Raw genomic sequence first — 18930 nt, 5'->3', positions numbered from 1 at the left:
GGTACCACCTGCGTCGATGCCGCGCCCGCGATATCGATATGCGCGACGACCGGGTAGTGGTTCACCAGCGCGGTCGTTTCGCCATGGCGACGCTGGCGAGGGCACGCCTGGTGGCGCGAACCATCTCGCCGTCCTGCCGGTCGGCGGGCGCTGGCGCCGCTGCGGGTTGATCGATCGATAAATGTTAAGGTGAGCCAATGGTTACTCTGTGGCGATTCCGGCAACTGGGGAATTCCGTGACCCGCATCTGCCGGCCTGATGGCAGCAGGACCGTCGGACGGTGCTGAATGGTGACGAAACGGGCCACGAAAGCGCACGACACCGGCACGCGACTGCGCCTGATGGAGGCGACCGCTCAGATCATCCGAGAGGAGGGATATGCCGCTGCGACCTCGCGCCGGGTCGCCGCAGTGGCCGGGGTCAAGTCGGCCCTCGTGTACTACTACTTCCCGACGATGGATGACCTGTTCATCGCGGTACTGCGTGCCGGTGCGGAGAAGGCGCTGGATCGGATGCGGCAAGCCCTCACAGCCGACGATCCACTGCAGGTGTTGTGGGATATCAACACCGATGCCCGGTTCACTCAGCTGAACACAGAGTTCATGGCCTTGGCCAATCATCGCAAGGCGGTCGGGGTGGAGCTGAAGGCCTTCGCTGAACGTGTCCGGGATATCGAAACCGCCGCAGTCACTCTCGTGCTGCGCTCGTGCGGGGTCGATCTCGACCGGTACCCGCCCGTTGTCGTCTCGATGTTGCTCACCGGTGCGTCCCGGATCCTGTGTAACGAAGGTGCAGTCGGCATGCGGCAGGGGCACGCCGAATTACGCGCATTCGTCCAGGACTTGATGGGCCGGTACCGCCCGGCAGTGGTATCGCCAGGGGTCGGTACCGCTCCGGTGCGTGATCCTGCCCAGTGACCATTGATCGAACTGGTCACATGGTTCGAACCGGGCACAGCTGACGCCTCTTCGCCCGCTGGGGTCCTGCCGCCGGACTCCAGCGCTCCGGTGAGAATGGTCCCCTCGCCTTCGTCCGTGGATGCTACTGTGGTGAAATTCTGATCGATTGATCAAGCTCCGATCGGCGGAGCTTCGTATGGGGAACCTACCTCCCGGCAAACGTTCAGGCGTCACTGTGCGAGGTGGTGGGCTCCACCCGTTCCGTGGGGCCCAACCTACGTCGTGCCGCTCAGGCTCTGTTCGCGGTCGCCGGTGCGATGAGGGCCTTCCCATTCGGGTTCGGCAACGGCGGTGATCGGAGCACTCGCCCCCGGCGTCGACCGCCGCGCGCCGTGCGGTCGAACTACGCGACGAGCTCGCGAAATTGCTGCAGGTGGAGCGCCCAGTCGCAGAATGCTAGTGAAAATTATCTCTGGCCGGCGCAATGCTGCCGGAAGAATCCCGGAGGATCCGATTGGTCGGCGTCACAGGCTGCATACGGATTCTCGGTCGCACCTTAGAGGGGACCCGGAGGGTTGCGGTGATTCTGCCCGATGCTCGGGGCTATGGCCGAGATCCCTGCGTCGCTTCGTAACCGGTGGTCAACCAGTACACGGCGCGGTCGATGGCGGGCACGATTGTTGCTGCCTCGATTTCGCCGCGCGCGACACGTCCCGACAGTCCGTACGCCAGGCTGGTGAGGATCATGTCCAGGTCCTGGATGAATTCCGCGTCGATATCGACCAGTACCGCCATCGCGGCGGGAACGACGGCGTCGAGTCCATGGCTGGCCAGTGTCTCCCCACTTGCGGAGGAGCGTGCGCGAAAGTATGCGACGAGCAGGCCTGGGTGATGCTCCCAGGGTTCGAAGATCGGGCGTAACACGTGCATGAGCGCGTTGTGGAGTGAGTCTCCAGGGCGTGGGTGTGATGTCGGTATTCCCGCGTAGCGGTTCTCCTGCATCCACCAGTCCAGTGCGGCGAGAATGAGTTCGTCGCGGGTGCTGTGCAGCTTGTAGATCTTGGCCAAGGATACCCGAGCGCGCCGCGCGACCACCCGGACCTGTACTGCGTCGTACCCCTCGGTCTCGAGGATGTCGATGACCGTTTCGCGGATGCGTTGCTCTCCATCGCCGACGGCCGATTCCATCACCACATCGTAGTGTTCGCTCAATTCTCGCGATTCCTTCCCTCTCGACAGTGGAACTGTTATTCTCCATCACAGTGGTATCCACGATACCACAGGTCAGGTGCATATTTGCGCTCGAAGATCGTCGCGTTCGCCTCGTGAAATAACCAGGGTGACGCGAATCTGCTCGGCACCGAAGCGAGGATCGATGGGATCGTTAGATGGCAAAGTCGCCTTCATCACCGGAGTGGCACGAGGACAGGGCCGAAGTCACGCGGTCCGTCTCGCCGGTGCGGGTGCCGACATCATCGGTGTGGATATCTGCGCTGATATCGCTTCCAATCGGTATCCCATGGCAAGCCGGGACGAGCTCGACGAAACGATCGCGCTCGTCGAGGCGACGGGGCGCAAGATGATCGGCTCGGTCGCCGACGTCCGCGACTTTCTCCAGCTCCGCGACGCGCTGGACAGCGGAGTGGCCGAGCTCGGACGCCTGGATATCGTCTGCGCGAACGCGGGTATCGCGCCGTTGTCGCTAGAGGCAATCCCGATCGAGACCGAGCTCGAGCAGTGGGCCGATGTGATCGGTGTGAACATGTCCGGCGCGTTCCACACCGCTCGTGCTGCCATTCCGCATCTGATCGCCGGTGGGCGGGGCGGTTCCATAATCTTCACCAGCTCCACCGCCGGCCTCGTGGGTATGGGTGGTATGGATGGCGGTGGACTCGGCTACGCTGCGTCCAAGCACGCCATCGTGGGAATCATGCGTTGTCTGGCGAATAACCTGGCCGCACACAGTATTCGCGTCAACACCGTGCACCCGACCGCGGTGAACACCATGATGGCGGTCAATCCCCAGATGGCGGAGTGGGCGGCGAACAACCCCGACGGCGGCCCGCATCTGATGAACCCGATGCCCGTCGCGATGCTCGAACCCCAGGACATCAGTGCGGCGATTGCCTTCCTGGCCTCGGACGAAGCCAAATACATCACCGGCGTGACGCTGCCCGTCGATGCCGGCTTCACCAACAAGCTGTGAGGACACGATGGCCGAGCACACACGACCGCCCGGACGGGCGGCCGGTAAACGCGTCCTGATCACCGGTGCCGCCCGCGGTATGGGCCGTAGCCACGCCGTGCGCCTCGCCGACGAGGGAGCCGACGTTATCTTGATCGACATCTGCCGGTCGCTGCCGGAACTCGAATACCCGCTTGCTACGACCGACGACCTCGCTGAAACCGCTCAGCTGGTCGAGAAGCACGGCCGACGCGCGATTACCGCGGTAGTCGACGTTCGTGACGCGGACGCGCTGACCAGGGCCGTCGAGGAAGGAGTTGCCCAGCTCGGCGGGCTGGACGCGGCCGTGTCCAACGCGGGAGTGCTGACCGCCGCGACCTGGGATAGGACGACATCTCAACAATGGCGCACGGTGGTCGACATCAATCTCATCGGCACATGGAATACCTGCTTCGCCGCGCTTCCGCATCTCGTCGAGCGCGGCGGCAGCATCGTCAACATCAGTTCGGCGGCGGGTCTGAAAGGCACACCGTTGCACACCCCGTACACCGCATCCAAGCACGGTGTCGTCGGCCTGAGCCGAGCGTTGGCCAACGAGCTCGCCGCGCAAAATGTCCGGGTCAACACCGTCCATCCGACCGGGGTGGCGACGGGTATGTCGCCGGAATCGCTGTTCGGTCTGCTCTCCGAGGCCCGCCCGGATCTGGCGCCGCTGTTCGGCAATGCGCTACCGGTGGTGATGACCGAGCCCATCGATATCAGCAACGCGGTGCTGTATCTGATCTCCGACGAGGCACGGCATGTGACCGGGATGGAGTTCAAGGTCGATGCCGGTGTCACGCTCAAATGAAAGCTGAAGATATGGGAACCATCGATACCTCCACGGCGCGTTCGGAACGTGGCAGGAGCGCATTCACCGACATCATGACCTTCGACCCGCCGGCGGATTCGAATCCCACGATGACCAGCGGCCTGATCGACTTCGTCTTCGCCGAAGTATGGACCCGGCCGGTGCTGAGCCGCCGCGACCGCCGGTTCATCACCCTGTCGTGCGTGGCCGACTCCGATGTCGAACAGCACTTGGCCGACCACGTGTACGCCGCCCTGAACAGCGGCGACATCTCGATCACCGAGATGCGGGAAACCGTACTGCATTTCGCCGTCTACGCGGGATGGCCCAAAGCATCGCGATTCAACATCATCGTCGATATGCAATGGGAACGGATCCATCGCGAACGTGATCTTCCGATGCCCCCTCCCGAACCGCTGCTGCCGCTGGTCACACCGAGCGACCCCGAGGAGCGCCTGGTTCAGGGAACAGCGACCTTCAAAGATATCAACTGCATGCCATTCGCTCCGGACCGAGACAACCCCTACCAAGGCGCGGGCATCCTCAACTTCGTCTTCGGTGAAATGTGGGTTCGCCCGGGCCTGAGCATGCGAGCGCGCCGATTGATCACCGTGGCGTGCGTGGGATTTCAAGATGCACCGATTCCGATCCTTTCGCATGTCTACGCAGCGCTCAAGAGCCGCGACATCTCCTTCGAAGAGATGGACGAACTGGCCCTGCAGTTCGGCGCCTACTCCGGACTTCCGAAGGCAGCACACCTGAGTCAGGTGATCAGTGAGCAGAAGGCCCGCGTTCTCGAGGAATGGCGCGCCGAAGCCGGAACGAACTCGCAGGAGCAACCGTGACATCCAACACTGACAACCCCCGGTCCGGCGCAACCCTCTCCGGAGATCTGTTCATTGCCGGCGACCGGGTAGGTCGGTCCTCCGGCGGCACGCATGAGCACATCTTGGCGCTGGCCCAGGACGAAACATTCGGGCCGGTGGTATCGGTCATGAGATTCACCGACGAGGCAGAGGCGATCCGGCTCGCCAACGACAGCCGCTACGGCCTGAATGCATTCGTCCAGACTACGAACCTCACACGGGCCCATCGCGTCGCACGGCAGTTGGAAGCCGGGTCGGTCTGGATCAACCAGATCAGCGATATCTCGCCCCAGGGGCCCTACGGGGGCTACAAACAAAGCGGCTTCGGACGGACCGGCGGTATCGATGGGCTATACGAATTCCTGCAGGTGAAGAATATTCGGATCGCAATGGGCTGAACTCCGCAGAAGACCCAAGGCCCGCCGGCTCGCCTACGGGCGCCGTGGCTCGCGCGCAGGCGGCCGGTGGACCCTTCACCCCCTCGGCTCGACGGGACGGAAACCCGATGATCGTGCACTCACGACCCGATGCCCGTATGCATCCCTTGTCATTCGCCGCCGCGCAGGCGAGAAACATTCGGACCAGCCACCGATTGGTTGTCGCGGCCTCCGGAGTTACCGCCGTAGTCACCCATGCAGGCGGCTGGCTGTTCGACAGAGTGATGGCGGGATGGGAGGTCGTCGTCCTGGTCGATGAACGCGAGGACTGTCGACCGCTGGATATCCTCGGGGCGCACGTCGTCGACCTCGAAACGGCCTTGGTATCGCAGACGCGGATTCCGCTACCCCAGGCGATTGCGGTCGACCCGCAGCTGTACATGGCCGACGCCCGGGTACGCGACGGAATCGCCGAGGTATTCGAGTATCGGCTCATCGACGAGGTCACGATGTGGGGCCGGCCGTTCCCGCAGGTTGCGCGGGAGCCATTCGTTGCGGCACAGCATCGACTCAGCGTGGCCGCCCGAATGTTCAAACAGGCCGCGTTGTCGGCGGCAGGTTCCCGAGCCACTCCGGCCGGAGCGGCCGAACTCTTCCTCACCCGCGCCGGAAATTCCCGGCCGCGGGCCATGTGCGATCTGGCCCCGGTAAGTCGGTGAAACCTTCCCGCTCGGCCGCCTTGTGCAGTGAACCCACCGCCCGTAGGCCCTCGCCGAAACCCTGAAAGAAGTTGGTATGCCTGCTCTCTGGCTCGATCTGCTCGGCTGCTTGGAACTGCGTACCCCGGTCGCACCGGAACCGCGGGAAGGTAGCGCGGTCTTCGAAGCCGACAGCCAGGATCTGGAACTCGACCGGCTCTTCGGCGGTCAGGTGCTGGCACAAGCCATTCGGGTCGCAGGGGAAGTCTGTCCCGGCAAATCGGTGAAATCACTGCATGTGCAATTCCTCCGGGAGGGCAAAGGCCGCGCACCGGTGTGCTATGAGGTGCGCGTCCTGCGCGCCGGTCGTTCTTTCGTCACGCTGACGATCACCGCTCACCAGCACAGCGAAGCTCTCGCGATCGCCTCGGTGAGCCTGCATGTCGTCGAGGACGGTCCGACCGGCCAGACAGCGACCTTTGTCCCGCCGCTGTTGCCGCCCGAGTACCGGATCGATCACGGCCTGCTGCCCTGGGAGGCGAGGTCGGCGGACGACCTGAACATACTCGACGCGCAACCCCCGGACTACGAACTCTGGATGCGTACCCCCACAGTGGATTCGACAGTCGCGCCCGCGCTGGTCGGCTACGCGTCCGATGTGAATCTCATCGGCACGGCGTTGCGGCCGTTCGCCGGGTACAACCACCACGGCAACGGCAGCGCGTGGACGGCTGCCACCACCTCGCACACGCTGTGGTTCCATCGTCCGTTCCGCACCGACGATTGGCTTCTGTTACGTCATCACAGCCCGGTGGCCGCACACGCCCGCTGTTTCGGGCGCGGCGACGTGTTCACCGAGGGCGGGACCTTGGTTGCCTCGTTCGCGCAGGAGGGATTACTCAGATTTCGCTGATCAGCGTGCGCCCGCTACTGCTCGGTCCCCCGCGCCCCTCGGTGCAGGGCCGACATCAAGGCCAACGTCGCCTCGGCCGCGGTGACCACCGGACCGCGTTGGGCCGCGGCGCGAGTGGCGAGATCACCGCTGAGCCCGACATCCTTGCGCAGCAGACCATCGGCGTGTGCGGCAAGCACCTCGAGACTTCCGCCCAACGGGGCGATCGTACTCAGCGCGAAACTGTTCGCGGTGCCGTCGGACAAGATCGCGGCCAACCGATCGCTGGCGGCAAGCGCAGCCGGGGACTCGGCGACTGCCGCTCCGGTATCGGAGAGCGCAACCAGCGTCTCGGAGCGACGCGCCCACAACGTAGTCGGGTGCCCCGCCGCGGCTATGCGCCGCGCCATGGGAGCGCCCTGACTGCCGAGCCCGATAAAACCTACACGCACGATTCTTCTCCCACATCGACTGGTAGTGAAATTTTTCAGGTCGCGAAGCGCATCGGACCGCGGCTCGACCGGTATCCGGACGGCCGCCCGGAAATGCTGATCAATCGATCAAATATGACTCTCGATCTCTGTCTATGTCAATGGTTGCTCGCCGAGTGGACGGTGGTTGTCGGGTATGGAGAGTCTCGGTGCGGGATTTGCCTTCCGTTCGGGGCTCTACGGTCAAGATGGCGATATATGCTGCAGTATCGTGGAATTCGGCCCGGTCGGTCGGGGTGCGCCATGCTCGTCGCCGACTTCTGTACGGGGTATCGGCTTGACCGATCGCTCAGGTGCATGATACTGATATCGAGTTGCCAAGTGTTGATCGAGTGATAAAATGTTGATGGATCGCCGGAGTGGTATCCGATGGCAGGCCATTGCCGGAACGATTCCGAAAGTGATCTGTTCGATCTGCCGAAGCGGCCTCCCCGTTTCCCGGTCAGTGCTGCGCACCCGATCGATGACCTGACCGTCGACAGCACTCGGCGGACGAATGCCGCCCTCCTCGAAAGGCTGACAATGACCGACTTGGCCTCTGTCAACTACTTCACGGATGCGCAGGTTGCCCAGGACCCCTACGAATACCTGGCCTACCTGCGTAGCCGGAACCCGGTCTTCCGTGAACCGCACTACGGTGTCGTCGCTGTTACCGGATATCAGGAAGCCAACGAGGCGTTCCGCAATACCGACGCCTTCTCGGCGTGCGTCTCGATCGGCGGCCCCTTCCCGCCGCTTCCGTTTGTGCCCGAGGGTGACGACATCACCGCGCAGATCGAAGAACATCGCCACCATTTCCCGATCTTCGAGCACATGGTCACCATGGATCCGCCGGAGCACACCCGCGCACGGATGTTGTTGAGCCGGCTGCTGACACCGAAACGGCTCAAAGAGAACGAGGAATATATGTGGCGGTTGGCCGACCGCCAGCTCGACGAGATTGTCGCGCGCGGCCGCTGCGACTTCCTCGACGCCTATGCCAAGCCCTTCGCAACCTTGGTCATCGCGGACCTGCTCGGTGTCCCCGACTCCGATCGCGACGAATTCCGCGCACGCCTGGCCGGTCACAAAGAGCCGGGTAGCAGAGTGGGGGCATTGGACAGCGAACCCGTGGGATCCAACCCGTTGCAGTGGCTGGAAGAAACCTTCGGCGAGTACATCGCTGACCGCAGGGCTACCCCGCGCGAAGATATCCTCGGGGTGCTCGCGTCCACCACATACCCCGACGGAGTGGAACCCGAGATCATCGACGTCGTGCGGCCGGCGACCTTCCTGTTCGCCGCGGGACAGGAAACCGTGACCAAACTGCTCAGTGCGGCTGTCCGGGTTCTCGCGGAGCGGCCGGAGTTGCAGCGGCTTGTGCGCGAAGATCGCAGCCTGGTCGGTTCTTTCATCGAAGAATCGCTCCGTTTCGAGAGCCCGACCAAGGTCGACTTCCGGCTGGCGCGCAAGACCACGGAACTGGGCGGGATCGAAATCAAAGCCGGTACCGTCCTGATGTTGTGCATCGGTGCGGCCAACCGTGACCCGCGTAAATTCGACAACCCCGACGAGTTCCTCATCGATCGCCGCAATGCGCGCGAGCACATCGCCTTCGGGCGCGGCATTCACACGTGTGCCGGCGCACCGCTGGCCAGGACCGAAGGTCAGGTCACACTCAATCGGATGCTCGACCGTGTCACCGATATCGCCATCGACGAGAGCGTCCACGGTGCTTCCGGTGACCGCCGGTACGGCTACGAACCGACCTTTCTGCTGCGCGGGTTGCGTAACCTCAATATCACCTACACGCAGGTGAAATGAACCAGAATATTCGCTCGGTAGGTTGGTGAAACGTCATGAAAGTGTCCGTCGATTCCGACCGTTGCCGTGGCCACGGAGTCTGCGCAGCGTTGTGCCCCGATATTTTCGAACTCACCGACGATGGCTACGCCGAGGCGCGAAATCCTGTAGTACCCGACGACCGGGTGGATGCTGCCGCCGATGCGGCCGATGCTTGTCCGGAACACGCCGTCGTGGTGACGTAGCCGACTCGGCCTCCCGCGCTGTAGTGGGAAGCGCTGGGAGACAGCCAGTTCTGAGTAAGGCCGGATGTGGCCACCGTAGCTGTGGAAGGTGCCGATGGCACACGGCCAGCGGCGGCCCGGAGCGGGTCTGACATATACGGCCCGGAAACACCTCCACGAAGGTAGTACATGAGGATCAAAGGAGACACAATGGGAAAGTTGGACGGCAAGGTCGCGTTCATCACCGGCGCCGCTCGCGGGCAGGGTCGCAGTCACGCGGTCCGGCTGGCGGCGGAAGGCGCCGATATCATCGCCGTGGATATCTGCGCCCAGTTGGCGACGGTGCAGTACTCGATGGGCACCGCCGAAGAGCTCGAGCAGACTGTCGCCGAGGTCGAGAAACTGGGTAGGCGCATCGTCGCCCGGCAAGCCGACGTCCGTGACGTGTCAGCGCTGAAAAAGGTGTTCGGGGAAGGTGTAGCGGAGCTGGGGCCGGTCGACATCGTGCTGGCGAACGCGGGAATAGGGGCCGGAGGTGCAGCGGCGCCGGAAGAGCAGGAGTGGGACGAGGTGATCGGCGTCAACCTGACCGGAGTATGGAACACCGGTCGCGTGGCGATTCCGTCCATGGTCGAGCGTGGCGAGGGCGGGGCGATCGTGCTGACCAGCTCCACCGGTGGATTGACCGGAGTCGGCATCCCCACGGCCGGTTTCCTCGGCTATACCGCGGCCAAACACGGTGTGGTCGGACTGATGCGGTCGTGGGCGAATTATCTGGCACCGCACAGTATCCGGGTGAACAGTGTGGCCCCGACCGCCGTCCGTACGCCGATGGCCGCTGACGGGAATCTGGAGGGGATAATGGAACGCAATCCGGCACTGGCGCGGGCGCTGTCCAACGCTATGCCGGTAGACCTGGTGGAACCACTCGACGTCTCGAATGCCATTGCTTGGCTGGTATCCGATGAGGCGCGTTATGTCACCGGCTCGGTCGTTGCCGTCGATGCGGGCCAACTGAACAAGCGGTAGTCACGGACGGGCTTGTCAGGCGCCGGTATCCGGATGTGCGGGGCTGATGACCAATGTCATGAACACCTCCAGCAAGTGGAGTAGCTCGCGTCCGGGGTCGAGGCGAGATTGGATGCGCAGACCGTCGTTCAGTGAAAGCACGAGAGTCACCTTCTCGTCCGCCGACAGGTAAGCGCTGTCCCGTGATGTGGGCAGTGGGCTACCGCTGAAGCGGGTCCGCATCCGTTCACGCCGGCTGACGAAGAACTCGTGCGCGGGGTGGGCGGGGTCGGTTGCCGCGATGGCCAGCGCCAGCCAATTGCGTTGATAGGCGGGGTTGTCGAGTGTCTTCCCCAGCGTGCCCCTGCTCGACATGACCGAAGAGGTATGGGACCAGGTATTCGCGGTGAATGCCCGCGGCGTCTTTCTCGGCGCGCGCGAGGCGGCCCGGCGCATGTCGGAAATCGGCGCGGGGGGGCGTGATTGTGAACATCATCTCCACCGCCGGCTTCCGCGGCAGCGCGCCAGGTCTCGCCGCCTACGTCGGATCGAAACACGCCGCCCGCGGTCTCACCCGGGAACTGTCCCTCGAACTCGCCCCACTCGATATCCGTGTCCTCGGCGTCGCACCGAGCTATATCCCCACCGAAGGCAATATGCTGGCGGCGGCGGCAGCTGCGGCACCGGCGCCCGACGCCTCGACCCATCTCATGCTGACCAGCCCGATCGGACGTCTGGGTGTTCCCGACGATATCGCCCGTGTCGTCCTGTTCTGTGCTTCGGATCTGTCCGCTTTCATGACCGGCAGCACATTGCTGGCCGATGGTGGCAGCACCGTGTAACCCTGCCCGGCAGTCCTGCGGTGCGCTGTCTTGCCCGCTGTATCCCTCTATATCAGCAACTTTGCTGGTTCCGGGTGTTCGATTGCATCGAATGCTAGGAGGAGGGCACCGAGACCATCAAGCGGGTTGTTCCGTTTGTCGTAGTCCACGGTGCGGGCGGGCGAGGTGTGGATCACCGTCCACCCCTGACGATGGGCCTTGCTGTTTGCGCACTATCTGCGGCCGATCTGCCGGTCTCATCGGCGGGGTTCCGGCAGCCGGGTGAGGAGTCGCCGCAGCGTCTGTTCGGCGAGGAGATGTTCGCCGAGGCCGGTCAGGTGTACGCCGTCCTCGCGCCATAGCGACATGGTGCCAGGGCGACGGCCGAGCTCGTAGCCGCTGTTCAGAAGCGGATTTGTCCGATTTGTTGTGTTTACAGTCCCCAGCGACGTGCTCGGTGGTTATTGCGGGCGTGGCGTGTGCTTCACCGGTCGACCGGTACGCCACTCGCCCCGGCCGCAGTTCCCTCATCATCGGCAACTGCGGTTGAGGTGAGTGGCGTCGTCGACCCGCTGAGGCCGGTCGTCTGTCCGGGCCTACGGTTGCGCGCCGAGGAAACTCGCGTCGTCCAGTGACAGGACCAGGGCGGTGAGTGCGCCGATGTAGGAGTACTGCCGTAGGCCCATGCACATGCCGGTGGCGGTGTGGGTGAGCGTGGACTGGATCGCCCCACCGCCGAGGCCCCGGGCGCCGCCCGCGCCGGCGGTGATGTTGGAGAAATGGACCTCCACCACCGGCTTGGTGGTTTCTTCGAGGGCGTGGCGGACCGCTTCTCCCACGGTGGTGAGCCCCGCCGGGTTGATGATGTACCCGTCGACCTGTTCGGCCGATTCGTGGATGAACTCGAGGATCGCGCCCTCGTAGTTGGACGAGAAGGTCGACACCTCGACGCCGAGATCGCTGCCGAAACCGGCGACGAATGCTTTCAGGTCGTCCAGGCTCGCGATCGCGCCGTAGACCTTCTTGCTGCGGGCGCCCAGGTTCGACATGTTCGGACCGTCGATGACAGCGATCCGATGACGTTTATCGCTCACCCGCTTGATCGAATGGGACATGAGAATCCTTTCTGCGTGGCGTCTAGGTGTAGCGGAGGCCGGCGTCGACCAGCAGGGTCTGCCCGGTGATGTAGCCGGCGCCCGGGGAAGCCAGGAACTTCACCGCTCCCACGACGTCCTCGGCCGAACCCTTGCGCTTGATGGCCTGCTCGGCCAGGATCCCGGCCCACTGGTCGTCGGTGATGGTGCCACGCGGGATCTCGGTGACGATGCCGTGCGGGCTGACGACATTGACGGTCACGTTGTATTCGCCCATTTCCGTGGCCAGCGATTTGCTCAGTGCCGATACCGCGCCCTTCGAGGCGACATAGTGGGCGTAGTTCGCGCGGCCGGTGGTCACCACCGACGACGAGATATTGATGATACGGCCGGATTTCTGAGCCTTCATGTACGGGGCCACGGCCTGCACACACAGGAAGGTCCCGCGGGAGTTCACGGCGAAGACCTTCTCCCATTCGTCGATATCGATCTCGTCGAACGGCTTCATCACCAGGGTGGAGAAGATGGCGGCATTGTTGATCAGCACATCGATAGTGCCGAACTTCGCCACCGCAGCGGCGACCATGGCATCGACGCTGCCCTTGTCGGCGACATCGGTGGTCACTGCGAGCGCCGTCCCGCCGGCCGCCTCGACCTCGGCCTGCACCGCGGCCGCCTTCTCACCGTTGAGATCCGCGATGACGACGGCGTCACCGTCCGCGGCGAATTCGAGGGCGTACCGTCGGCCGATACCCTGGCCGGCTCCGGTGATGATCACCGTGCGCTGTTCCGACATGATTGGATCCTTTCTAGAGGGTTTCAGGCCTGGGTGATATGCAGGCTTGCGATACCGCCGTCGACCGTGACCACGGTCCCGACGGAGGAACGGTTGACCGGGTCGGCGAGGTAGAGCACCGCGGCGGCGACCTCGGCCGGGGCGACCATCCGGCCGGTGGGCTGGCGGCTCTCGTAATCGCGGCGTCGCTGGGCGGGGTCGTCGGCGCGGGCGGCGAGTTCGGCCATGAACGGGGTGTCGACCGTGCCCGGGTTCACCGCGTTGACGGTGATGTTCTCGGCGACGAGATCGGCCGCCGAGGACCGGGTGAGTGCCTCGATCGCGCCCTTGGTCGCCGAATACGCGCTGCGTTGCCGGAAGCCCGATGCGGCGGTGCAGGAGGACATGTTGACGATTGCCGCGGCGGACGATCGACGCAGGTGGGGGAGCGCGGCGCGGGTGACCCGGACGTAACCGAGCACATTGATATCCCAGAGCCTGTTCCAGTCGTCGAGGGTGCCGTCCTCGATGGTGCCGACACCGCTGACCCCGGCATTGTTGACCAGTACGTCGATGCGGCCGTGTTCGGCGCCGATCGCGTCGATCGCGGCCTCGACGGCGGCGTCGTCGGTGACGTCCACCCGATGGGCCCGGACACGGTCGGGTAGGTCGGTGGCTTTGTCGCGGTCGAGCACCGTGACGAGCGCGCCCGCAGTGCTGAACGCCTGGGCGCACGCGCGGCCGATGCCGGCGTTTCCGCCGGTGACGACCACGATGCGGCCGCTGTGATTGGTAGTCACTGTTGCTCCTCCATTGTCTGCCAGAACCGGCACGAGAGGGCGGCGAGTTCGTCCGCGTGATCGAAGATCAGCATGTGACCCGCGTCGGCGACGATCTCGTGGCCGACCGCCCTCGGAACATGCGGTCGAATGGCTCCGACCTGCTCGGGTGATGTGGACTGGTCCGCCGCGCCGGAGATCAGGAGGGTCGGCGGCAGCGCGGCGCCGAGTTCGGCATAGCCGCCGAACTGTGCGAACGAGCGCCACGCCGTGATCCAGGTGTTCGGCGGCAGGGTGGTCAGCCGGTCGCGGCAGTACCGTATGGACGGAGTATCGGCTGCCAGCTGGGCGGGATCGAACCAGCGGTGCAGCGTGGGTTCGACCACTGGTGCCATGGAACCTGTGGCGGCCACCGGCTCCGCGCGTTCGGCGAACGATGGGAAACCCTGCGGTGGTGTAGCGATCAGGATCAGCGAACGCACCGCCCCGGGTGGTGCGGCCGCAGCGGCCAGGGCGGCGACCGCCCCGCCCAGCGAATGGCCGACCAGATGTACGCCGTCGAGTGCGCTGATACGGTTGCTTACCGTACGTGCCATCGTGGCCAGCGTGGCGTTTCGCAGTCCGGCCCGGGAGCCGTGGCCGGCGAGATCCTCACCGTCCCAGCGGTATCGCGGCGATACCGCATGCGCCCACGCATCGAAGGACCCGGAATCCAGCCCGAGCGAATGCAGCGCGACCACGGTCGGAGTACTCACCGCGAACCCGCGGAGACGGCCCCCGAGGACAGCAGTTCATCGATCTCGGCGGCGGTCCGGCCCAATTCGGCAAGTATTTCGGCCGAATCCGCCCCCAGCGTCGGCGGGTAGGCAGGCTCGACCATCGGCGAGTCGAGGAACTTGATCGGATTACCGAGCACGGAGACCGAATTGCCCCGATTGTCATCGAGGTCGAGTACCATCTCGCGACCGGCCGTGCGGGCCTCGGCCAGTGCCTCGGGCACATTCGTGATCAACGCCGCCGGAACACCCGCAGCCTGGAGCAACTCCACCCATTCCAGCGCGCTGCGCTCGGTGAACGCGCGCTCGAACAGCCCCCACAGGTCGATTTTGTTCGCCAGCCGGGCACGCTGATCGGCGAACCGCGGATCAGTGGTGAGCTCCGGAAGTCCCAGAACATCGCACATCGCACGCCACATGCGGTCGGTGTTCGCGGTGACGACGAGTTCACGGCCGTCGCCACCGACGAACGAACGGTAGGTCGGGATGGAGTCGTGCCGGGCGGCTTGCGGGGCGGGTGCCCGGCCACTGATCATCGAGTAGACACCCTGATAGGACAGCAGGGAGATCAGCGAGTCCAGCATCGACACATCGATGTGATCGCCCTGGCCGTCCACCGCCCGGGAAGCCGCCGCCGCGCAGATACCGATGGCGGCGTACATACCCGCCACAACATCCCCCGCGGGGATGCCGAGGCGGACCGCCGGCTGCCCCGGTTCGCCGGTGAGGCTCATCGCGCCGGAGAGCGCCTGGACGATCATGTCGTAGGCCGGTCGCTCCTTCCACGGCCCGGTCTGGCCGAAACCGCTGATGGACGCCCAGATAAGTGCCGGATGGCGGCGCCGCATCTCGGCGGGATCGAAACCGAGCCGCGCGCTTACTCCGGGCCGGTAGTTCTCCACCACCACGTCGGCCTGCGCGATCAGATCGCGCAGGACGGCCAGGCCCGCAGCGGATTTGAGGTCGACGACGATACTCTTCTTGTTCCGGTTGTTCCCGAGGTAGTAGGCGCTGTCGCCGTCGATGAAATGCGGCGGGATGGATCGGCTCGAATCACCGGACGGCGCTTCGACTTTGATGATCTCGGCGCCCATATCGGCGAGTACCTGCGTGCAGAAGGGACCCGAGAGGAAGGTCGTGAGATCGACAACCTTCAGGCCCTCTAGCGGTGAACGGGACGGCGTCATGGTGAAACAACTCCTGGACGGAAATTCGCTGCGGTGGAACCGAGGTCGCGCGATATCGACTGGGCGGCATCGATGAGCGCGGCGGCGATGGTGCTGATCTCACCGTGTGGGAGCCGATCCTTCGGTGAGGTGAGCGTGATGGACCCGACCACGCCTCGGGCGTCGAAGACAGGTGTGCCGATACCACGTGCCTGCGGCAGCTTCTCGCCCTCGCTGATGGCGTAACCCGCTGCACGCACTGCCTGTAGGTCGCGCTCGAGTTCGTCGAGGGTGGGTAGTTCCGCCGCCGAGCCGGGCGCGCGGCCGCCGCCGGCGAGCCCGCGCTCGTGTTCGAGCACATCGGCGACCGTGGCGCTGTCGAGCTGTGCCAGTACGGCTTTACCCGAGGCGCCCCAGACGAGCGAGAGCGGACGGTGCAGTTCGATGCGATAGCGGAGCAACTGGGCGCCGTCCGCGCGGGCTGTGAAAGAGAGTGCCTTGTTCGCAGGCATGTAGATGCCGAAGATCACCGTCTCGTCGAAGGTGTTCGCCACGGCCTCGAGATACGGCCGCACGATCGCGGTGATATCGACCTGGGCAGTGACGCGCGACGAGATCCGGTACAGCTCGGCACCGATCGAGTAATTGTGTGTATCCGGATCGCGAACCACCACACCTTCCTCGGTGAGGATCTTCAGCAACCGGTGCACGGTCGAGGCGGGCAGCGCCATATGGTCAGCGATCTTGCCGACACCGGCCTCGCCGCCGAGGTCGGCGAGCGCGGCCAGCATACGGACGGTGCGTTTCACCGTCCCCGCTGCCGAATTGTCCTGCTTCTGCCCGTTGTTCTTGTTGCCGTTCTCGCCGTTGCTCGCGTCGTCGGTCGCCATATCAGTCCGCTCGCTCGAAAATGTGTACGGCGCAGGCCCCGTGGTCGAAGCCGGAGATCCCTCCGCCGGTGACGTGTGTCAGAGCAATTTTCGCGCCCGGCACCTGCCGTTCACCGGCGGCACCGGTCAGCTGCCAGAACATCTCCACCACTTGCGCGACGCCGCTGGCACCCACCGGGTGTCCCTTGGAGAGCAGGCCCCCACTGGGGTTGACGACGACAGAACCGCCGAACGTGGTTTCGCCGGAACGCAGCAGTTCGAGCGACTCGCCTTCCGGGCACAGGCCGAGGGCCTCGTAATAGACGAGCTCGGCGATGCTGAAGGCATCGTGGAGCTCGACGGTATCGAGATCGGCGGCGGTTATCCCCGCCTGGGCGTAGGCTTCCCGGGCCGAGTGGTAGGAGATCTCCGGTCGCAGCATGTTCCGGGCGCCGCTGGTCGCGGTGCCCGAATGCAGTACCGACGCACTGATCCGCATCCCCGGTCTGTTCATAGTGCGGAACACCTTCTCCGAGACGACCATGACAGCAGCGGCACCGTCGCCGGTGGGGCAGCACTGCAGCAGCGTGAGCGGGTCGGCGATGACGCGGGAGGACAGCACCTTCTCGACGTCGACTTCCTTCTGGAACTGCGCGTAGGGATTGAGCACGCCGTGCCGGCGGGCCTTCACGCTCACCTGTGCCAGATCGGCGGGTTCGGCCTTTCGCTCGTAGAGGTAGCGCCGGGCCCGCATCGCGTACACCGCGGGCATGACCATGCCCTGCCGGACCTCGGGGTCCTCGGCCACCAGCGGTAGTGTGCCGCCACCGAACTGGGTGAGCTTGTCGACGCCGATCACCAGGACGATGTCGTGCTCGCCCGCCGCGATCGATTTCTGGGCCAAGTGCAGTGCCGTCGCGCCACCGGAACAGGCGTTGTCGGTATTGACGATCGGGATACCGCCGAGACCGAGTTCCTTGGCGATCCGCTGGCCGGTCAGCATGCCGCCGAAGGCATGTCCGCAGAACACGGCGTCGATATCGCCGCGCTCGACCCCGGCGTCGAGGACGGCCTGCCGGGCCGGCGGGGCCGCCAGGCCCGCATATCCCGAGCTGAGGTGCTTACCCATCGGCAGCATCGCTGCGGATACCACAAATGCGTCGTTCATCAGTTCTCGTCCGTTCCGTCTGCGGGGTTCTCGGCCGGGCCGAAGCTCCACGTGCCGTCTGCTGCTGTTGTCAGCGTCACCGGCAGGTCCGGGACGAGCCGGTCTTCGGGGACCGAGATATCCGCGAGCACCCGCGTACCGCTGTCGAGGTCGATGTAGCCGAGCGTGTACGGCGTGATCCGGGAGGAGGAGAGCTCGACTCGCGTGTAGGAGTAGAGGATTCCGGTGCGGCCCAGCCCCATGTCGCGCACGGTGTCGGCGCCGCATTCGAAGCACAGTTGCCGGCGGGGAAAGAACCGGGATTCGCAGGTATCGCAGTGACTTCCCAGCAGTTCGGTCCTGTCCGGAGTCAGGGCCACCACCTCGTCGAGGTCGTGGAGCGGTTCGAGCAGGGTCATGACTTCCGACCTCCGTTGTCTGGATGGGGTGAATTCGGTGGGGTGGCCCACCACGACACGAGTTCTCGCGCGATCGCGGCGGGCTCCTCGATGACCGGGGTGTGACCCGCGGTCTCGAGGACGACGAGACGACTGCCCGGGACTCGATCTGCGATGGCCGCCATATCGGCGGGCCGTTTCGCGCGATCGAGTTCGCCGGCGACGAGCAGCAGCGGCAGCGGTATCGCGGCCAGTTCTGCGACCATTGCCGGACGGGTGTAGACGCCGTGCAGCGCGTCCGCCACCTCGGGTACATGCGCGGCGAACACCTGTGCCCAGTGCCGCCGGGTGGCCGACCGGGCTGTATCGCCCAGGAACACATCACCGAACATGGTGTGTTCGATCCGGGCCACAATATCCGGCTCGTTGCCGCGTACCGCGGTTTCGAGCGCCCGGAAAATCTCCGGCCGGGCTTCTGCCTCCGCGGTGGCGCCGAGCAGAGTGCAGGAGGCCAGCAGGTCCGGGCGCCGGGAGGCCACGCGCAACGCGACATAGGCTCCCATGGAGCTACCCACAAGGTGAACCGGCCGGTTACACCGGGATTCGATGAGCGCTACGGCGTCGTCGAAGAGCACATCCATGGTCGGCGCCCGGCCGCTACCGGTGAACGAACCTTGGCCCCGCAGATCGGGCCGGATGTAGCGGTGCCGTGCCGGAAGTTCGGCGACGAGCGCGTCGAACATTGATCCGTCGAAGAACAGTGAGTGCAGTAGCACCACGGCGGATCCGTCGGCCGGCCCGGTGTCACGGACCGTTTCGGGGGGCGGGGTCAA

Annotated in this window: 22 protein-coding genes and 1 pseudogene; 11 read left to right on the top strand and 12 right to left on the bottom strand. The window is 64.9% G+C overall.

Annotated elements, in window-relative coordinates:
* The first annotated feature begins 287 nt into the window (after positions 1–287).
* Positions 288–917 carry a TetR/AcrR family transcriptional regulator gene (locus tag ACIA75_RS24695; RefSeq protein WP_397107840.1) on the top strand — a complete coding sequence of 210 codons (630 nt, stop codon included), beginning with the start codon at positions 288–290 and terminating at the stop codon, positions 915–917.
* Positions 918–1502: 585 nt separating this feature from the next.
* Here the strand turns inward: ACIA75_RS24695 and ACIA75_RS24690 are convergent.
* Positions 1503–2087 (bottom strand): TetR/AcrR family transcriptional regulator, encoded by a 585-nt coding sequence (locus tag ACIA75_RS24690; RefSeq protein WP_397108032.1) that lies wholly within the window; start codon positions 2085–2087, stop codon positions 1503–1505.
* Positions 2088–2274: 187 nt separating this feature from the next.
* On the opposite strand from ACIA75_RS24690, the gene ACIA75_RS24685 reads away from it, so the two are divergent.
* From ACIA75_RS24685 to ACIA75_RS24660, 6 genes and pseudogenes are all read left to right on the top strand, one after another.
* Complete coding sequence (locus ACIA75_RS24685; protein ID WP_397107838.1) at positions 2275–3105, top strand: mycofactocin-coupled SDR family oxidoreductase; 831 nt, start codon at positions 2275–2277, stop codon at positions 3103–3105.
* A 7-nt stretch (positions 3106–3112) separates the two neighbouring features.
* Positions 3113–3934: a mycofactocin-coupled SDR family oxidoreductase gene (locus ACIA75_RS24680; RefSeq protein ID WP_397107836.1), complete on the top strand. Its 822-nt coding sequence runs from the start codon at positions 3113–3115 to the stop codon at positions 3932–3934.
* Between the two features lie 11 nt (positions 3935–3945).
* On the top strand, positions 3946–4779 hold the full coding sequence (locus ACIA75_RS24675) for a carboxymuconolactone decarboxylase family protein (RefSeq protein WP_397107834.1): 834 nt from the start codon (positions 3946–3948) through the stop codon (positions 4777–4779).
* A 104-nt stretch (positions 4780–4883) separates the two neighbouring features.
* Positions 4884–5198 (top strand): annotated as a pseudogene (locus ACIA75_RS24670) (aldehyde dehydrogenase family protein); the annotation flags it as partial.
* Between the two features lie 137 nt (positions 5199–5335).
* Positions 5336–5896: a hypothetical protein gene (locus ACIA75_RS24665; protein WP_397107832.1), complete on the top strand. Its 561-nt coding sequence runs from the start codon at positions 5336–5338 to the stop codon at positions 5894–5896.
* 76 nt (positions 5897–5972) lie between these two features.
* The gene (locus ACIA75_RS24660) at positions 5973–6788 is read left to right on the top strand and encodes an acyl-CoA thioesterase (RefSeq protein WP_397107830.1); all 816 of its coding nucleotides are present in this window, start codon (positions 5973–5975) and stop codon (positions 6786–6788) included.
* 14 nt (positions 6789–6802) lie between these two features.
* On the opposite strand, the gene ACIA75_RS24655 is transcribed toward ACIA75_RS24660, so the two are convergent.
* Positions 6803–7219, bottom strand: coding sequence for an NAD(P)-binding domain-containing protein (locus tag ACIA75_RS24655; RefSeq protein WP_397107828.1), 417 nt, complete (start codon positions 7217–7219; stop codon positions 6803–6805).
* Positions 7220–7780: 561 nt separating this feature from the next.
* On the opposite strand from ACIA75_RS24655, the gene ACIA75_RS24650 reads away from it, so the two are divergent.
* The 3 genes from ACIA75_RS24650 (at position 7781) to ACIA75_RS24640 (ending at position 10293) form a co-directional block, all read left to right on the top strand.
* A complete protein-coding gene (locus ACIA75_RS24650; RefSeq protein ID WP_397107826.1) occupies positions 7781–9061 on the top strand; it encodes a cytochrome P450 in 1281 nt (426 codons plus the stop codon).
* A 35-nt stretch (positions 9062–9096) separates the two neighbouring features.
* The gene (locus tag ACIA75_RS24645) at positions 9097–9285 is read left to right on the top strand and encodes a ferredoxin (RefSeq protein ID WP_397107824.1); all 189 of its coding nucleotides are present in this window, start codon (positions 9097–9099) and stop codon (positions 9283–9285) included.
* A 189-nt stretch (positions 9286–9474) separates the two neighbouring features.
* Complete coding sequence (locus ACIA75_RS24640) at positions 9475–10293, top strand: mycofactocin-coupled SDR family oxidoreductase (RefSeq protein ID WP_397107822.1); 819 nt, start codon at positions 9475–9477, stop codon at positions 10291–10293.
* A 15-nt stretch (positions 10294–10308) separates the two neighbouring features.
* Here ACIA75_RS24640 and ACIA75_RS24635 read toward each other — a convergent pair whose 3' ends face one another.
* The gene (locus tag ACIA75_RS24635) at positions 10309–10647 is read right to left on the bottom strand and encodes a hypothetical protein (RefSeq protein ID WP_397107820.1); all 339 of its coding nucleotides are present in this window, start codon (positions 10645–10647) and stop codon (positions 10309–10311) included.
* A 110-nt stretch (positions 10648–10757) separates the two neighbouring features.
* Here ACIA75_RS24635 and ACIA75_RS24630 point away from each other — a divergent pair, with 110 nt between their 5' ends.
* Positions 10758–11114 (top strand): SDR family NAD(P)-dependent oxidoreductase, encoded by a 357-nt coding sequence (locus ACIA75_RS24630; protein ID WP_397107818.1) that lies wholly within the window; start codon positions 10758–10760, stop codon positions 11112–11114.
* Between the two features lie 575 nt (positions 11115–11689).
* On the opposite strand, the gene ACIA75_RS24625 is transcribed toward ACIA75_RS24630, so the two are convergent.
* Genes ACIA75_RS24625 through ACIA75_RS24585 form a run of 9 tightly spaced genes read right to left on the bottom strand, consistent with a single transcriptional unit; the run spans position 11690 to position 18930 of the window.
* A complete protein-coding gene (locus ACIA75_RS24625; RefSeq protein WP_397107816.1) occupies positions 11690–12208 on the bottom strand; it encodes a type II 3-dehydroquinate dehydratase in 519 nt (172 codons plus the stop codon).
* Between the two features lie 22 nt (positions 12209–12230).
* Positions 12231–12983, bottom strand: coding sequence for a glucose 1-dehydrogenase (locus ACIA75_RS24620; protein ID WP_357239581.1), 753 nt, complete (start codon positions 12981–12983; stop codon positions 12231–12233).
* Between the two features lie 23 nt (positions 12984–13006).
* Positions 13007–13762 (bottom strand): SDR family NAD(P)-dependent oxidoreductase, encoded by a 756-nt coding sequence (locus tag ACIA75_RS24615; RefSeq protein WP_397107813.1) that lies wholly within the window; start codon positions 13760–13762, stop codon positions 13007–13009.
* Positions 13759–14496, bottom strand: a complete 738-nt coding sequence (locus ACIA75_RS24610; protein ID WP_397107811.1) for an alpha/beta fold hydrolase — start codon at positions 14494–14496, stop codon at positions 13759–13761. The genes ACIA75_RS24615 and ACIA75_RS24610 overlap by 4 nt, the downstream gene beginning before the upstream one ends.
* Positions 14493–15704 carry a CaiB/BaiF CoA transferase family protein gene (locus tag ACIA75_RS24605; protein ID WP_397107809.1) on the bottom strand — a complete coding sequence of 404 codons (1212 nt, stop codon included), beginning with the start codon at positions 15702–15704 and terminating at the stop codon, positions 14493–14495. Before ACIA75_RS24605 ends, ACIA75_RS24610 begins: the two co-directional genes overlap by 4 nt.
* Positions 15701–16573 (bottom strand): IclR family transcriptional regulator, encoded by an 873-nt coding sequence (locus ACIA75_RS24600; protein ID WP_397107807.1) that lies wholly within the window; start codon positions 16571–16573, stop codon positions 15701–15703. The genes ACIA75_RS24605 and ACIA75_RS24600 overlap by 4 nt, the downstream gene beginning before the upstream one ends.
* A gap of 1 nt (position 16574) precedes the next feature.
* Positions 16575–17720: a thiolase family protein gene (locus ACIA75_RS24595; RefSeq protein WP_397107805.1), complete on the bottom strand. Its 1146-nt coding sequence runs from the start codon at positions 17718–17720 to the stop codon at positions 16575–16577.
* On the bottom strand, positions 17720–18118 hold the full coding sequence (locus ACIA75_RS24590; protein WP_397107803.1) for a Zn-ribbon domain-containing OB-fold protein: 399 nt from the start codon (positions 18116–18118) through the stop codon (positions 17720–17722). Before ACIA75_RS24590 ends, ACIA75_RS24595 begins: the two co-directional genes overlap by 1 nt.
* Positions 18115–18930 (bottom strand): alpha/beta fold hydrolase, encoded by an 816-nt coding sequence (locus ACIA75_RS24585; protein ID WP_397107801.1) that lies wholly within the window; start codon positions 18928–18930, stop codon positions 18115–18117. Before ACIA75_RS24585 ends, ACIA75_RS24590 begins: the two co-directional genes overlap by 4 nt.

Origin of the sequence: Nocardia sp. NPDC051750 (assembly GCF_044453135.1) — a bacterium.
Lineage (GTDB): Bacteria > Actinomycetota > Actinomycetes > Mycobacteriales > Mycobacteriaceae > Nocardia.
This window is presented reverse-complemented; position numbering and strand designations above follow the sequence as displayed.

What these genes read in the sequence shown, in the direction of transcription:
- ACIA75_RS24685 (WP_397107838.1), top strand. Translation starts at nt 2,275, where the DNA reads ATGGGATCGTTAGATGGCAAAGTCGCCTTCATCACCGGAGTGGCACGA.
- ACIA75_RS24680 (WP_397107836.1), top strand. Translation starts at nt 3,113, where the DNA reads ATGGCCGAGCACACACGACCGCCCGGACGGGCGGCCGGTAAACGCGTC.
- ACIA75_RS24625 (WP_397107816.1), bottom strand. Translation starts at nt 12,208, where the DNA reads ATGTCCCATTCGATCAAGCGGGTGAGCGATAAACGTCATCGGATCGCT.
- ACIA75_RS24665 (WP_397107832.1), top strand. Translation starts at nt 5,336, where the DNA reads ATGCATCCCTTGTCATTCGCCGCCGCGCAGGCGAGAAACATTCGGACC.
- ACIA75_RS24595 (WP_397107805.1), bottom strand. Translation starts at nt 17,720, where the DNA reads ATGAACGACGCATTTGTGGTATCCGCAGCGATGCTGCCGATGGGTAAG.
- ACIA75_RS24590 (WP_397107803.1), bottom strand. Translation starts at nt 18,118, where the DNA reads ATGACCCTGCTCGAACCGCTCCACGACCTCGACGAGGTGGTGGCCCTG.
- ACIA75_RS24695 (WP_397107840.1), top strand. Translation starts at nt 288, where the DNA reads ATGGTGACGAAACGGGCCACGAAAGCGCACGACACCGGCACGCGACTG.
- ACIA75_RS24650 (WP_397107826.1), top strand. Translation starts at nt 7,781, where the DNA reads ATGACCGACTTGGCCTCTGTCAACTACTTCACGGATGCGCAGGTTGCC.
- ACIA75_RS24690 (WP_397108032.1), bottom strand. Translation starts at nt 2,087, where the DNA reads ATGGAATCGGCCGTCGGCGATGGAGAGCAACGCATCCGCGAAACGGTC.
- ACIA75_RS24640 (WP_397107822.1), top strand. Translation starts at nt 9,475, where the DNA reads ATGGGAAAGTTGGACGGCAAGGTCGCGTTCATCACCGGCGCCGCTCGC.
- ACIA75_RS24635 (WP_397107820.1), bottom strand. Translation starts at nt 10,647, where the DNA reads ATGTCGAGCAGGGGCACGCTGGGGAAGACACTCGACAACCCCGCCTAT.
- ACIA75_RS24620 (WP_357239581.1), bottom strand. Translation starts at nt 12,983, where the DNA reads ATGTCGGAACAGCGCACGGTGATCATCACCGGAGCCGGCCAGGGTATC.
- ACIA75_RS24605 (WP_397107809.1), bottom strand. Translation starts at nt 15,704, where the DNA reads ATGACGCCGTCCCGTTCACCGCTAGAGGGCCTGAAGGTTGTCGATCTC.
- ACIA75_RS24660 (WP_397107830.1), top strand. Translation starts at nt 5,973, where the DNA reads ATGCCTGCTCTCTGGCTCGATCTGCTCGGCTGCTTGGAACTGCGTACC.
- ACIA75_RS24675 (WP_397107834.1), top strand. Translation starts at nt 3,946, where the DNA reads ATGGGAACCATCGATACCTCCACGGCGCGTTCGGAACGTGGCAGGAGC.
- ACIA75_RS24645 (WP_397107824.1), top strand. Translation starts at nt 9,097, where the DNA reads ATGAAAGTGTCCGTCGATTCCGACCGTTGCCGTGGCCACGGAGTCTGC.
- ACIA75_RS24600 (WP_397107807.1), bottom strand. Translation starts at nt 16,573, where the DNA reads ATGGCGACCGACGACGCGAGCAACGGCGAGAACGGCAACAAGAACAAC.